Source organism: Azospirillum sp. TSO22-1 (assembly GCF_003116015.1).
GTDB lineage: Bacteria > Pseudomonadota > Alphaproteobacteria > Azospirillales > Azospirillaceae > Azospirillum.
On sequence record NZ_LGQZ01000002.1, the window covers coordinates 42457 to 56252 of the forward strand.

16 protein-coding genes and 1 riboswitch are annotated in these 13796 nt (G+C 72.5%); of the genes, 14 read left to right on the top strand and 2 right to left on the bottom strand.

The features are described 5' to 3' along the window. The first annotated feature begins 42 nt into the window (after window positions 1-42). The gene (locus TSO221_RS00395; protein WP_109116499.1) at window positions 43-225 is read left to right on the top strand and encodes a hypothetical protein; all 183 of its coding nucleotides are present in this window, start codon (window positions 43-45) and stop codon (window positions 223-225) included. Between the two features lie 3 nt (window positions 226-228). On the opposite strand, the gene TSO221_RS00400 is transcribed toward TSO221_RS00395, so the two are convergent. Further along, window positions 229-1140 carry a LysR substrate-binding domain-containing protein gene (locus tag TSO221_RS00400; RefSeq protein ID WP_199229343.1) on the bottom strand — a complete coding sequence of 304 codons (912 nt, stop codon included), beginning with the start codon at window positions 1138-1140 and terminating at the stop codon, window positions 229-231. A gap of 210 nt (window positions 1141-1350) precedes the next feature. On the opposite strand from TSO221_RS00400, the gene TSO221_RS35855 reads away from it, so the two are divergent. From TSO221_RS35855 to TSO221_RS00415, 3 genes are all read left to right on the top strand, one after another. Further along, complete coding sequence (locus TSO221_RS35855) at window positions 1351-1710, top strand: helix-turn-helix transcriptional regulator (RefSeq protein WP_199229344.1); 360 nt, start codon at window positions 1351-1353, stop codon at window positions 1708-1710. After that, window positions 1707-2102: a type II toxin-antitoxin system VapC family toxin gene (locus TSO221_RS00410; RefSeq protein ID WP_109116500.1), complete on the top strand. Its 396-nt coding sequence runs from the start codon at window positions 1707-1709 to the stop codon at window positions 2100-2102. The genes TSO221_RS35855 and TSO221_RS00410 overlap by 4 nt, the downstream gene beginning before the upstream one ends. Before the next feature lie 62 nt (window positions 2103-2164). After that, window positions 2165-2815, top strand: coding sequence for a DedA family protein (locus TSO221_RS00415; RefSeq protein WP_109116501.1), 651 nt, complete (start codon window positions 2165-2167; stop codon window positions 2813-2815). Here TSO221_RS00415 and TSO221_RS00420 read toward each other — a convergent pair. Beyond that, window positions 2787-3443: a LysE family transporter gene (locus TSO221_RS00420; protein WP_109116502.1), complete on the bottom strand. Its 657-nt coding sequence runs from the start codon at window positions 3441-3443 to the stop codon at window positions 2787-2789. The genes TSO221_RS00415 and TSO221_RS00420 overlap by 29 nt on opposite strands. A gap of 159 nt (window positions 3444-3602) precedes the next feature. On the opposite strand from TSO221_RS00420, the gene TSO221_RS00425 reads away from it, so the two are divergent. From TSO221_RS00425 to TSO221_RS00470, 10 genes are all read left to right on the top strand, one after another. Continuing rightward, entirely contained in the window at window positions 3603-4577 is a 975-nt protein-coding gene (locus TSO221_RS00425; RefSeq protein ID WP_109116503.1) for a BMP family ABC transporter substrate-binding protein, read from the top strand. 109 nt (window positions 4578-4686) lie between these two features. Continuing rightward, window positions 4687-6171 (top strand): ABC transporter ATP-binding protein, encoded by a 1485-nt coding sequence (locus tag TSO221_RS00430; protein ID WP_109116504.1) that lies wholly within the window; start codon window positions 4687-4689, stop codon window positions 6169-6171. Between the two features lie 49 nt (window positions 6172-6220). Beyond that, complete coding sequence (locus TSO221_RS00435) at window positions 6221-6850, top strand: hemolysin III family protein (RefSeq protein ID WP_109116505.1); 630 nt, start codon at window positions 6221-6223, stop codon at window positions 6848-6850. 84 nt (window positions 6851-6934) lie between these two features. Then, window positions 6935-8059, top strand: a complete 1125-nt coding sequence (locus tag TSO221_RS00440; RefSeq protein ID WP_109116506.1) for an ABC transporter permease — start codon at window positions 6935-6937, stop codon at window positions 8057-8059. Continuing rightward, window positions 8056-8985 (top strand): ABC transporter permease, encoded by a 930-nt coding sequence (locus tag TSO221_RS00445; RefSeq protein WP_109116507.1) that lies wholly within the window; start codon window positions 8056-8058, stop codon window positions 8983-8985. The genes TSO221_RS00440 and TSO221_RS00445 overlap by 4 nt, the downstream gene beginning before the upstream one ends. Window positions 8986-9055: 70 nt before the next feature. Next, entirely contained in the window at window positions 9056-9901 is an 846-nt protein-coding gene (locus TSO221_RS00450; protein ID WP_109116508.1) for a purine-nucleoside phosphorylase, read from the top strand. Next, window positions 9898-10725, top strand: a complete 828-nt coding sequence (deoC, locus tag TSO221_RS00455) for a deoxyribose-phosphate aldolase (protein WP_109116509.1) — start codon at window positions 9898-9900, stop codon at window positions 10723-10725. Before TSO221_RS00450 ends, deoC begins: the two co-directional genes overlap by 4 nt. A gap of 6 nt (window positions 10726-10731) precedes the next feature. Beyond that, window positions 10732-12045, top strand: a complete 1314-nt coding sequence (gene deoA, locus TSO221_RS00460) for a thymidine phosphorylase (RefSeq protein WP_109116510.1) — start codon at window positions 10732-10734, stop codon at window positions 12043-12045. 158 nt (window positions 12046-12203) lie between these two features. Then, entirely contained in the window at window positions 12204-13058 is an 855-nt protein-coding gene (locus TSO221_RS00465) for a DMT family transporter (protein ID WP_109116511.1), read from the top strand. A gap of 29 nt (window positions 13059-13087) precedes the next feature. Beyond that, the gene (locus TSO221_RS00470) at window positions 13088-13663 is read left to right on the top strand and encodes a hypothetical protein (RefSeq protein WP_109116512.1); all 576 of its coding nucleotides are present in this window, start codon (window positions 13088-13090) and stop codon (window positions 13661-13663) included. A gap of 28 nt (window positions 13664-13691) precedes the next feature. Beyond that, a riboswitch (TPP riboswitch) is annotated at window positions 13692-13792 on the top strand. Window positions 13793-13796 lie beyond the last annotated feature (4 nt).

Consider the following 13796-nt stretch of genomic DNA (forward strand, 5'->3'; position numbering starts at 1 on the left):
AGGCCACACCGCGCCGCCACGCCGCCGCCCTAGGCTGGCGGCATGCACGCCTATCGCTCCCTCACCACGCAACGCCTGCTCGACGTCGATGCGCGTCTGGCCGCCATGGGCCGCACGCGCGTGGTCATGGAACGCCGCCTCGCCGGCGAACTGCGCGCCCTGCGCGTCGTGCTCGTCCTGTGGGCGCTGACACTGGCCGGCATCGCCGGCTGGGTCGCCGGCTGACGCCTATTCCGCCGCTGCGACGCCGTCCGGCAGGTGCCGGCGCAGGTACGCCGCCAACTGCTGCAATTCCGCCCCGCGCGGGCTGCCCTTGCGCCACGCCAGACCGAGGCGCCGGGCCGGCCGCGGCTCGGCGAAGGGGCGGGTCTCCACGCCCTCAGGCGCCCGCGCGCGGGCCAGCTCCGGCAGCAGCGTGACGCCGATGCGGCCGGCGACCATCTCGCACAGCGTGGCCAGCGAGGTGCCGGAAAAGCCGTCGCGGTCCGGCCCGCCGGCCCGATGGCACACCGCCAGCGCCTGGTCGCGGAAGCAGTGCCCTTCCTCCAGCAGCAGCAGCCGTTCGCCGCCCAGGTCGCGCTCGGTCAGCGCCGGGCGCGCGGCCAGGGGGTGGCCGGCGGGCAGGGCGACGGCGAAGGGCTCGTCGAACACCGCGGCGTGCTCCAGCCCCGGCTCGTCCACCGGCAGCGCCAGCAGCACCGCATCCAGCGCTCCGGCCTTCAGCAAGTCGAGCAGCCGCCCGGTCAGGTCCTCGCGCAGGAACAGCTTCAGGTCCGGGTGGTCATGGCGGAGATCGGGCAGCACCCGTGGCAGGTAGTAGGGCGCCAGCGTCGGGATCGCCCCCAGCCGCAGCTCGCCGCCCAGCGGTGTTGCGGCGCTGCGCGCGGCGGCCGCGAGGTCGCTCATCTCGCCCAGGATCCGGCGCGCCCGTGTCACCGCGTCGCGCCCGGCCGGGGTGAGCAGCACGCGGCGCTGGGTGCGCTCCACCAGCTGCACGCCCAGCACGTCCTCCAGCTGCTGGATCTGCGCCGACAGGCTGGGCTGGCTGACGTGGCAGCGCTCGGCCGCGCGGCCGAAGTGCAGCGTGTCGGCGACGGATACCAGGTAGCGCAGCTGGCGCAGCGTCACGGCTTCGATCATCGCTGCTTCCTATCACACCGGTTGGAAAAGACAATTGGACCGGTCCCGCCCCGGCCGGCATCGTTAGCGCACGGCAACCGCCGCTACAGGCCGTCCACCCCCGCGCGACGGCCTGCGGAAGGACGGACGGGCGCAGCTTCCCCCCACCCCCGCGCCCGTCCGCACCTCCCGGCCTTGAACGCTATCGCTCACGGGTGATATTTATCGCTCATGAAGATGGTCACGCCCGAACAGATCCGCGCCGCCCGCGCGCTGCTCCGCCTCGAGCAACGGGAACTGGCGGCGCGCGCACACGTCTCCGTCGCCACGCTGCGCCGGCTGGAGTCCGAACATGGGATGTCGGCGGTCGCCCCCTCGACCTTCGCCCAGGTCCGGGCGGCGCTGGAGGCGGCGGGCGTGGAGTTCATCTACGGCGGCGTCCGGCACCTGAAGAAGTGCAGCCCGGAGGAGGTGGCGGAGCGGTTGCGCTCCATCCGGGAAGCGGTGGACGAATTCAACAGGAAGTACCCGGCGGTCAATCCCGATTTCTCGGAAGACGATCTGTATGATGAGAACGGATTGCCAGCGTGATCGTCATCGATACGTCGGCCCTGATCGCCATCCTGAGGGAAGAACCTGAAAAGGCCCGCTTTGAGCAGGTCATAGCCGATGCGAATGGCCGGCTCGTCTGTGCCGTGAGCGTTTTCGAGGCGGCCATGGTGACCATCGGGCGCAGTGCGACCGATACCGGCGATGGCCTTGATGCCGTTCTCAGGGCCATGGGCGTCGAGATCGCCCCCTTCGACGCCGATCTCGCCGCCATCGCCCGCGACGCCTTCATCCGTTTCGGGAAGGGCCGCCACCCCGCCGGCCTGAACATGGGCGACTGCGCATCCTACGCGCTGGCCAAATCCCTGGACCTGCCGCTGCTGTTCAAGGGCGGCGACTTCTCCCGGACCGACGTCACGCCGGCCCTCGCCTGACGCCCTCGGGAACCCGCACCCATCGGCTTTGTTGCTCCTTCGCCGGACAAGCGGAGATTGGCATGACCGAGTGGCTGGTCGATGTGATGCACTCCATGGGGTACGTGGGGATCTTCCTGCTCCTGGTGCTCGCCCGCGTCGTGCCGCCGGTCCCGGCCGAGACGGTGATCCCGCTGGCCGGCCTGGGCGCCGCCGCCGGCGAGTACAACCTGTACGCCGTGGCGCTGGCCGGCGGGCTGGGCTCGATGGTCGGGCAGCTGGTCTGGTACCTGCCCAGCCGGCTGATGCCGGCCGACCGGTTCGAGCGCTTCCTCAGGCGCTACGGCCACTGGCTGACGGTGCGGCCGAAGCAGGTGAAGCGCGCCACCCGCTGGTTCGGCCAGCGCGGCGACCTCGCCGTGCTGTTCTGCCAGCCGATCCCCGGGCTGCGCACCCTGATCTCCATCCCCGCCGGCGCCTGCAACATGCCGGTGTGGCGCTACGGCCTCGCCTCCGGCGTTGGCTCGGTCGCGTGGACGTTCGTGCTGGCGTGGAGCGGCTACATGCTGGCAACGTGGCCGCGCATCGCCGACCTGGTGGGGTGGTTCACCATCGGCCTGGTGGTCCTGCTGATCGGGGTCTACGTGGTCCGGCTGGCCATGCATTTCCACGCGCTGCGCGGCGGCCGCCCGGGCGAGGAGATCCTCACCACCCAGCCGACCCGATGCCGGTGAACGCCGTCCCCAGCGCCCACAGGCCGAAGCACGCCAGACCCACCCCGGTGCAGTGGTTGAGCACCGTCAGCCCCTGGTCGGTGATGCGGTGGCGCACCGCCGCCACGCCGGACGACAGCGCCAGCCACCAGCTGCTCGCCCCCAGGAACACGCCCAGCACCATGGTGGCGGCGTCGAACTTGCCGAGGTTGGCGCCCAGCCCGAATCCGGCGAACACCGCGATGAAGGCGAGGATGGTCGCCGGGTTGGTCAGCGTCAGCGACAGCCCGGTGATGAAGCCGGCGATGGCGGTGCGGCTGTCCGGCACCTTGGCGACCTCCTGCTCCTCCGCCGCCGGCTGCTGGCGGAAGGTGCGCACGGCCACGGCCAGCATGAAGACGCCGCCGACGACGCGGAACCAGAACTGATGCCCCTCGAGGAAGGCCAGCGCCGCCGACACGCCGAACGCCGCGATGCCGCCGTAGATGGTGTCGGCCACCGCCGCCCCCATGCCGGTGGAAAAGCCCATGAAGACGCCGTGCTGGATGGTGCGGCGGATGCACAGCAGGCCGATGGGGCCGACGGGGGCTGCGATGGCGATGCCCAGCACGTACCCCTGCACCAGCACCACCAGCAGTTCCTGGACCACCAACGTCCTCCCCGAGGCTACAGGGTCCGCGCGGGCGGAGCCGTGCCCGCGTGATATCCGTCCGATGGGGGCAAGTCAACCGACCGCGGTCACGCGCCCTCTGTCCCGGTGGCGCAAGCGCGGCTATTCTTTTTCGCAAACCGAGGAGGAACGGTGGTGATGACGCGGTTCACGCTGACGCTGGCGGCGCTGCTCGCCTGGATCCCGGCCGCCGGCGCGCAGGAGTTCGCGCCGGCCGTCGTCTACGACATGGGCGGCAAGTTCGACAAATCCTTCAACGAGGCGGCCTACGTCGGCGCCGAAAAGTTCAGGAAGGACACCGGCGTCGCCTACCGCGACTTCGAGGTGACCAACGAGGCGCAGCGCGAGCAGGCCCTGCGCACCATGGCGCGGCGCGGCGCGACCGTCGTGGTCGGCCTCGGATTCGCGCAGGCGGCCCCCATGGAGAAGGTCGCGCGCGAGTTCCCCAACACCAGGTTCTGCCTGATCGACGAGAAGCTCGACGCGCCCAACGTGCAGTCCGTCACCTTCAAGGAGGAGGAGGGCTCGTTCCTCGTCGGCCTCCTGGCGGCGATGGCCTCGAAGACCGGCAAGGTCGGCTTCGTCGGCGGCATGGACGTGCCGCTGATCCGCAACTTCCTCACCGGCTACGAGCAGGGGGTGAAGCACGCCAATGCCGGGGCGGAGGTGTTCGTCAACATGACCGGCACCACGCCCGCCGCCTGGAACGACCCGACGCGCGGCGCGGAACTGGCCAAGAGCCAGTTCGGCCGCGGCGCCGACGTGGTCTACGCCGCTGCCGGCGCCACCGGCCTGGGCGTGCTGCAGGCGGCGGCGGATGCCGGCAAGCTGGGCGTCGGCGTGGATTCGAACCAGAACCACCTGCACCCCGGCAAGGTGCTGACCTCCATGGTCAAGCGCGTGGACGGCGCGGTCTACGCCTGCTTCAAGGACGCCCGCGAGGGCACCTGGAAGGCGGGGCACCGCGTGCTCGGCCTCAAGGAGGACGGCGTGGCCTGGGCGCTCGACGACAACAACCGGGCGCTGATCACGCCGGAGATGCAGAAGGCGGTGGACGAGGCGCGCGCCCGGATCGTCGCCGGCTCGCTGGCCGTGAAGCCGTACAGGCCGTGAGCCGCCTTGCCCCCTCCCTGACCCTCCCCCGCTTCGCAGGGGAGGGAATTGACGGCGACAGACCCCCTCCCCTGCGAAGCGGGGGAGGGATGGGGTGGGGGCACCACGGATGACCGCCCCTGCACTGGAAGTCGTCGGCGTCGACAAGTGGTTCGGCGCCAACCACGCCAACCGCGCGGTGTCGTTCGCGGTGGCCAAGGGGACGATCCACGGCATCGTCGGCGAGAACGGCGCCGGCAAGTCCACCATCATGAACGTCGTCTACGGCACGCTGACGCCCGACGCCGGCACGGTGCGCCTGGACGGCCGCGATGCCCGCATCGCCAGCCCGCACGACGCCATCGCCCTGGGCGTCGGCATGGTGCACCAGCACTTCATGCTGGTGGAGCCCTTCACCGCGCTGGAGAACGTGCTGTTGGGCTTCGAGGGCGGCGCCACGCTCGCCCCCGGCCTCGGGCGCGCCCGCGCCGGGCTGGAGCGGCTGGCCCGCGAGTACGGCCTGGAGGTCGACCTCGACCGCCCGGTCGGCGAGCTGCCGGTGGGCGCGCAGCAGCGCGTCGAGATCCTCAAGGCGCTGCACCGCGGCGCCGACCTGCTGATCCTCGACGAGCCGACCGGCGTGCTGACCCCGCAGGAGACGGCGCACCTCTTCCGCATCCTCCGGGCGCTGAAGGCGCAGGGCAAGACGGTGGTGATCATCACCCACAAGCTGCGCGAGATCATGGAGCTGACCGACGCGGTCACCGTGATGCGCCGCGGCGAGGTGGTCGCCACCCTCCCCACCGCCGAGACCGACGCCGCCGGCCTCGCCGAGCGGATGGTCGGCCGCCCGGTGCTGCTGCGCGTCGACAAGCCCCCCGCCACCCCCGGCGCCCCGGTGCTGGAGGTCTCCGGCCTGCGCGTCGGCGCCGCGGTCAAGGGCATCGACCTCACCGTCCGCGCCGGCGAGATCGTCGGCGTCGCCGGCGTCTCCGGCAACGGCCAGTCGGAGCTGCTGGAGGCGCTGGCCGGCACGCGTCCGTTCGAGGGCACGGTGCGCCTGTCCGGCCACGGCCGCGGCCACGTGCCGGAGGACCGTCAGAAGGTCGGCCTCGTCACCGGTTTCGCCGCCTACGAGAACGCCGTGCTCGGCCAGCAGTCCGACCCGGCGCTCACCCGCCGCGGCCTGTTCGACTGGCGCGAGGCCCGCGCCCGCTGCGCCCGCGCCATGGCCGCCTACGACGTCCGCCCCGCCGACCCGGAGCTGCGCACCGCGGGCTTTTCCGGCGGCAACCAGCAGAAGCTGGTGCTGGCCCGCGAGATCGAGGGCGACCCCGATCTGTTGCTGGTCGGCCAACCGACCCGCGGCGTCGACATCGGCGCCATCGAGTTCATCCACCGCCGCCTCGTGGCGCTGCGCGACGCCGGCACGGCGATCCTGCTGGTCTCGGCCGAGCTGGACGAGATCCGCGCGCTGTCCGACCGCATCCTGGTGATGTGCGCCGGCCGCATCGTCGGCGAGGTGCCGCCGGACACCGACGAGCGGACGCTGGGGCTGATGATGGCAGGGGTTGACCCGAGCGGAGGACCCCACTCATCCCAACGGTCGGCTTGACGCTTGCGTCACCCGCGACAGCTCCCTTACGGTCAACCGGGAGGCGCGCATGCGGGCACTGCGGGAACGGCGGGTGGACCTGACCATCCAGACCAGCGGCTTGGCGGCCAGCATCGTGGCCGGGGCCATCCTGATCACCTGGACGGTCCAGGCCGGCAGCGCCGGGGCCGCGGTGGCCGCGGGGGTGTACGGGGCGTCGCTGGTGGCGATGTTCGCCTGCTCGACGCTGTACGCCGCGGCGACGGCGCCGCGCCGCAAGGCGGTGCTGCGCGTCTTCGACCATTCCGCCATCTTCCTGCTGATCGCCGGCACCTACACGCCGTTCTGCGCGCTGGTGGTCGGCGGCTGGCGCGGCTTCGGGCTGCTCGCCGCGGTCTGGCTGGTCGCGGCGCTCGGCATCCTGCTGAAGGTCCTGTTCCGCCACCGGCCCGAGGCGGTGACGGTGGTGCTTTACGTGGCGCTCGGCTGGGCCGGAGTCGTGCAGCTCGACGCCGTCATCGAGCGGCTGTCGTCCGGCGCGCTGACGCTGCTGATGGCGGGCGGGGTGATCTACACCGCCGGCGTGCCGGTGCACCTGCGCGACTCGATCCCCTACAACCAGGCGATCTGGCACGGCTGCGTCTTCGCCGCCGCGGCCTGCCACTACGCCGCGGTGGTGCTGGCGCTGGCCGCCGCCTGAGGAGTCCGTCGGCTGCGGCTCGCCGCTTGCCTTGCGCACCGCGGCGGGGCACCTTCCCGAGCGGGGGCGTGACCGGGGGGCGGTATGGTGGGCGAAGCGCGGGGGAGCGGCGGACGGCCGCCCGGCACGGTGCCGGGCTGGGTCGGCCGTGCCCTGCTGCCGGCGCTGAACCTCGCCGCGGCGCTGCTGCTTTCCGGCCTCGTGGTCGCCGGCATCGGCGAGAGCCCGCTGGCCGCGCTGAAGGTGCTGGCCTACGGCGCCTTCGGCTACCCCGAGGCGGTCGGCTTCACGCTGTACTACGCCACCAACTTCATCTTCACCGGGCTGGCGGTGGCGGTCGCCTTCCACGCCGGGCTGTTCAACATCGGCGGGGAGGGGCAGGCGACGCTGGGCGGCCTCGGCGCCGGGCTGGTCGGGCTGGCGCTGACCGGCTGGCCGTGGCCGGCGGCGGCGCTGCTGGGCATCGCCGCGTCGGCCGGGTTCGGCGCCGCCTGGGCGTTCCTGCCCGGCTGGCTGCAGGCGAAGCGCGGCAGCCACATCGTCATCACCACCATCATGTTCAACGTCATCGCCGCCTCGCTGATGACCTGGCTGATGGTCGACGTTCTCATCAAGCCCGGCCAGCAGAGCCCCGAATCGCGCGACTTCGCACCGGAGACGTGGCTGCCCGCCATGGACGCGATGCTGGCCCCGCTTGGGCTGGCGCTGCCGTCCTCGCCGCTCAACCTTTCCTTCCCGTGGGCGCTGGCGTGCTGCGGGATCGTCTACGTCCTGGTCTGGCACACCCGCTGGGGCTTCGAGCTGCGCGTGACCGGCCAGAACGAGCGCGCCGCGGTCTACGCCGGCATCCGCCCGGCGCGCATCGTCGTCACCGCCATGCTGCTGTCCGGCGCGCTGGCCGGCTTCGTCGGGCTCAACGAGATCCTCGGCGTGCAGCACCGGCTGCTGCTGAACTTCACCGGCGGCGTCGGCTTCGTCGGCATCGCGGTGGCGCTGATGGGGCGCAACCACCCGGTCGGCATCGTGCTGGCGGCGCTGCTGTTCGGCGCGCTGTACCAGGGCGGCACCGAGCTGTCGTTCGAGTTCCAGACCATCACGCGCGAGCTGGTGGTGGTCATCCAGGGCCTCGTCATCCTGTTCGCCGGCGCGCTGGAGCATCTGTTCCGCCGCCGCGCCGAGGCGCTGTTCCGCAGGGTGGGGGCGGCATGAGCGAGGCGCTGACCCTCCTGCTTCTGCTCGTCGATTCCACCGTCCGGCTGGCGACGCCGCTGGTGCTGGCCGCCTTCGCCGGCCTGTACTGCGAGCGCGCCGGGGTGGTCGACGTCGGCCTGGAGGGCAAGATGCTGGCCGGCGCCTTCGCCGCCGCCGCGACCGCATACGCTACCGGCAGCCCGTGGCTCGGCCTGCTCGCCGCCGTCGGCGCCGGGATCGCGCTGGCGCTGGTGCACGGCTTCGCCTGCGTGACGCACGCCGGCAACCAGGTGGTGTCCGGCATGGCGATCAACATCCTGGTCGCCGGCCTGGCGCCCACGCTGGCCTACGCGTGGTTCAAACAGGGCGGGCAGACGCCGCTGCTCCCCGCCTCGGCCCGCCTGCCGGACGTCCACCTGCCGGTGCCGTTGCTCGGCGATCTCAACGTGCTGATCTGGCTGACCGCGGCGGTGGTGGCGGTCACCGCCTGGATGCTCCACCGCACCCGCTTCGGCCTGCGCCTGCGCGCGGTGGGGGAGAACCCGGCTGCGGTGGACAGCGCCGGCCTGTCGGTGGCGCGGCTGCGCTATCAGGCGCTGCTGGCCACCGGGGCGTTGACCGGCGTGGCCGGGGCCTATCTGTCGATCGCGCACGGCGCCGGCTTCGTGCGCGACATGTCGGCGGGGAAGGGGTACCTCGCCTTGGCCGCGCTGGTGTTCGGCAAGTGGCGCCCCTGGCCGACGCTGGCCGCCTGCCTGCTGTTCGCCTTCACCGACGCCGCGCAGGTGCGCCTGCAGGGCGTTGCGCTGCCGCTGATCGGCACGATTCCGGTGCAGTTCATCCAGGCGCTGCCCTATGTGCTGACCGTCCTGCTGCTCGCCGGCTTCGTCGGCCGTGCGGTGGCGCCGAAGGCGAGCGGCGTTCCCTATCTGAAGGAGCGGTGATGGCCCCGTTGAACCGAGGGACCGCCGTGTCCGTTCATCCCCCACCGGCACCCCTGAAGGACGCCCGCGCATGACCGCCGCCAAGGCCGCCGCCGAGATCCTGGCCCGCGCCCCCGGCGTGCGGCCGCGCGTCGGCATCGTGCTCGGCTCCGGCTTGGGCGGCGTCGCCGACCGGGTCGAGGGCGCCACCGCCGTCCCCTACGCCGAGCTGCCCGGCTTCCCCGTCCCGGCGGTCGAGGGCCATGCCGGCCGCCTCGTGCTCGGCACGCTGTCCGGCTGCCCGGTCGCCGTCATGCAGGGCCGCGTGCACGCCTACGAGGGCGCCGGTTTCGCCGCGCTGAAGACCGCCGTCCGCGCGCTGAAGCTCGCCGGCTGCGAGGCGCTGATGCTGACCTGCGCCGCCGGCTCGCTGCGGCGCGAGGTCGGCCCCGGCCGCCTGATGCTGATCACCGACCACATCAACCTGCTGGGCGCCAACCCGCTGGCCGGCCCGAACGACGACGCCTTCGGCCCGCGCTTCCCCAGCCTGACCGACGCCTGGGATCCGGATCTTCGCGCCCGCCTCAAGGACCGCGCCGCCGGCCTCGGCATCCCGCTCGCCGAGGGCGTCTACGCCGCTTGCCTCGGCCCGAGCTTCGAGACGCCGGCCGAGGTGCGGATGTTGTCGGTCCTGGGGGCCGATGCCGTGGGCATGTCCACGGTTCCGGAATGCATCGTGGCGCGGCATTGCGGGCTGCGGGTCGCCGGGGTGGCGGTGATCACCAACCTCGGCGTGGGCCTGAGCGACGAACCGGTGGACCACGACCACACGCTGCGCAACGCAGCATCCGCCGCAGCCGACCTGGAGCGGCTGCTGACAGGTTTTCTTGCCGATCACGTCAACGGATGGACCGCAGGGGACGAGGCCCAGCCATGAAACTGCTCGCCGAATTGCAGCTTGCCGTCGACTCCGCCAAGGAGGCGAAGGCCACTCCCGCCCTGGCGCGCCGCGCCGTGGCGCTCCTCGACCTCACCAGCCTGAACGACGACGACACCGAGACGTCGGTCGCCGCGCTGTGCAAGCGCGCGGTGACGCCGGTCGGCCCGGTGGCGGCGGTCTGCGTCTGGCCGCGCTTCGTCAAGGCGGCGCACAAGGCGCTGAAGGGCACGCCGGTGAAGGTCGCCACCGTGGTGAACTTCCCCGCCGGCGAGGACGACGGCGCCACCGTCGCCGCCGACACCCGCGCCGCGCTGAAGGCCGGGGCGGACGAGATCGACGTGGTGCTGCCCTACCGCTCCTTCATCGAGGGCGCGCGCACGATGCCGAACAAGGTGCTGCACGCCTGCCGCGAGGCCTGCGGCGAGGGGGTGACCATGAAGGTGATCCTGGAATCGGGCGCCTTTCCCGACCCCGACCTGCTGGCCTGGGCCGGCCGCGACGCCATCGCCGCGGGGGCGGACTTCCTCAAGACCTCCACCGGCAAGACCAATCCGGCGGCAACGCTGGAGGCCGCCGCGCTGATGCTCCACACCATCGGGCAGACGGGGCACCCGGTCGGCTTCAAGGCGTCCGGCGGCATCCGCGACGCGGCGACCGCGGCGACCTACCTGCACCTTGCCGACGCGCTGATGGGCAAGGGCTGGGCGAAGCCCGGCTGCTTCCGCTTCGGCGCGTCGGGCCTGCTCGACTCGCTGCTGGCCGAGCTGGGCGAGGCGCCCGAGCAGGTCGCCGCAGCCCCGGAGAATATTGGGGGGTACTGAGCGCCGATGCTGCCGCAGGAGATCATCCGCCGCAAACGCGACGGCTATCCGCTGGAAGACGCTGAGATCTTCGCCTTCGTGCGGGGCCTCACCGACGGCACGGTCAGCGAGGGGCAGGCCGCCGCCTTCGCCATGGCGGTGTATTTCCGCGGCATGGGCCTGGGCGAGCGGGTGGCGCTGACCCGCGCCATGACGCGCTCCGGCCGGGTGCTCGACTGGAGGTCGCTCGACCTGCCCGGCCCGGTGCTCGACAAGCACTCCACCGGCGGCGTCGGCGACAAGGTCAGCCTGATCCTGGCGCCGGCGGTGGCGGCGTGCGGCGGCTTCGTGCCGATGGTGTCGGGGCGCGGCCTGGGGCACACCGGCGGCACGCTCGACAAGTGCGAGAGCATCCCTGGCTACGCGGCCAAGCCCGACGTGGCGACCCTTCAGCGCGTGGTCCGCGAGGTCGGCTGCGCCGTGGTCGGCGCCACCGACGACGTGGCGCCCGCCGACCGCCGGCTCTACGCGGTGCGCGACGTGACGGCGACCGTCGAGTCGCTCGACCTCATCACCGCCTCGATCCTGTCGAAGAAGCTGGCGGCCGGGCTGGACGGCCTGGTGATGGACGTGAAGTGGGGCTCCGGTGCTTTCATGACGACGCTGGACGACGCCGAGGCCCTGGCCGAGAGCATCGTCACCGTGGCGACCGGCGCCGAGCTGGTGGCGCGCGCGCTGCTGACCGACATGAACGAGGTGCTGGGCATCAGCGCCGGCAACGCGCTGGAGGTGCGCGAGGCGCTGGCTTTCCTGCGCGGCGAGCCAGTGGACCCGCGCCTCTACGAGGTCACCGCCGAACTGACTGCCGAGTTGCTGAAGGTGGGCGACCTCGTGCCCGACGTGGCCGAGGGCCGCCGCCGCTTCGACCACGCCATCCGCAGCGGCGCCGCCGCCGAGCGCTTCGCCCGCATGGTCGTCGCGCTCGGCGGCCCCACCGATCTGCTGGAGGCGCCCGACCGTCACCTCGCCGCCGCTCCCGTCCGGCGCGCCGTGCCGCCGCCGCGCCGCGGCGTGGTGGCCGCCATCGACACCCGCGCGCTGGGCGTCGCGGTCATCGCGCTGGGCGGCGGCCGCACCCGGGTGGCCGACCCGGTGGACCCGGCGGTCGGCCTGGACTCGATCGCCGGCCTCGGCGAGGCGGTGGACGGCGAGCGTCCCCTCGCCGTCGTGCACGCCCGCACCGGCTCCGACGCCGACCGCGCCGCCACCGCGGTGCAGGCCGCCTTCACCGTCGCCGACACCGCCCCGGCGCGCGGCCCGCTGGTGGCCATGAGGATCTGAGCGGTGGGGGAGGGTGTCATTCTTCCCCTCTCCCGTCCCGGGAGAGGGTGGCCGCGCAGCGGCCGGGTGAGGGTGCAATCAAGGATCCTTGGACTTGCCCTCACCCTCCCACGCTCCGCGTGGGCCCCTCCCTCTCCCGGGACGGGAGAGGGATCCGCATGAGCGTCAACCTCCGCGGCATCGCGCTCATCGTCGTCGCCTTCGCGCTGTTCTCGCTGGTCGATGTGCTGATGAAGCATCTCACGGCCACCTACCCGCTGCCGCAGGCGCTGTTCTTCAACGCCTGCGTCTCGCTGATCCCGATCGCCGGCTACGCGCTGCTCCGCGGCGGCCCGCGCATGCTGGCGACGCAGCGTCCGGGCATCCAGTTGCTGCGCGGCGCCGTCGGCGCCACCGCCGGGGCCGGGGCGTTCTTCGCCTTCCAGCGCATGCCGATGGCCGACGTCTACGCCATCCTGTTCGCCGCACCCCTGGTCATCACCGCGCTCGCCCGTCCGCTGCTGGGGGAGCGTGTCGGCGCCCGGCGCTGGGCGGCGGTGCTGGCGGGGTTCGCCGGCGTGCTGTTCATGCTGCGGCCGGACGAGGCGGTGGCCGGCGTCGGCGCGCTCGGCGCGCTGCTCAGCGCGGTGTGCTTCGCGCTGTCGGCGGTGATCGTCCGCCGCTACGGCACCAGCGAGACGGCGCCGTCCTGGCCGTTCTACGGCAACCTGCTGGCCGGCGCGCTGCTGTTGCCGGTGCAGCCCTTCGTCTGGGTGGCGCCGGCTTTGCCCGACCTGCCGCTGCTGCTGTCGGTGGGGCTGGTCGCCGGCACGGCGCTGCTCTGCCTGATCGCCGCCTTCCGCATGGCGCCGGGGCCGGTGGTGGCGCCGTTCCAGTACACGCAGATGCTCTGGGGCGTGCTGTACGGCGCGCTGGTCTTCGGCGACGTGCCCGACCCATCGCTGGCGCTGGGCGCCGGCATCGTCATCGCCAGCGGCCTGTACGTGCTGCGGCGCGAGGCGTGGGCCCTGTGATACAATCGGCCGTTCCTGCGGAGCAGCCCATGACCGGCCTCAGACTCAACCTCGGTTGCGGCGACACCCGGCTTGCCGGCTACGTCAACGTCGACAAGTACGACACCTTCGCCCCCGACGTGGTCGCCGACCTGGAGGCCGTGCCCTGGCCCTGGCCCGACGGCAGCGTGGAGGAGATCCAGCTGATCCACGTGCTGGAGCACCTGGGCCAGTCCACGGGGACCTTCCTCGGCATCATGACGGAGATGCACCGCGTCTGCCGCCATGGTGCCCGCATCCACATCCGCGTGCCGCACCCGCGCAGCGACGGCTTTCTGGGCGACCCGACGCACGTGCGCCCCATCACGCCGGACGTGCTGTCGCTGTTCTCGCTGGAGGCCAACCGGCTGTTCATGGCGCGCCGCTGGCCGAACACGCGCCTGGCCATGTACCTGGGCGTCGATTTCCGCACGGTGTCGGTGACCTACAAGCTGACGCCGCGCTGGCAGCAGAAACTGGCGTCCGGCCAGATCACCCACGACGACCTGGCCGAAGCGGCGGAGAGCTGCAACAACGTCATAGACGAGATCGCGCTGGAACTGGAAGCGCTCAAGGACTTGCCTTGACAAGGCCGTCGGGCGCCTTACTCTCCCCCGCGAACGGCTGGGGTGCCCGTCCCCGCGGGGCGGGCTGAGACACTACCCATCGAACCTGATCTGGGTCATGCCAGCGAAGGGAGCCGACCGTCGAGGACCGCGG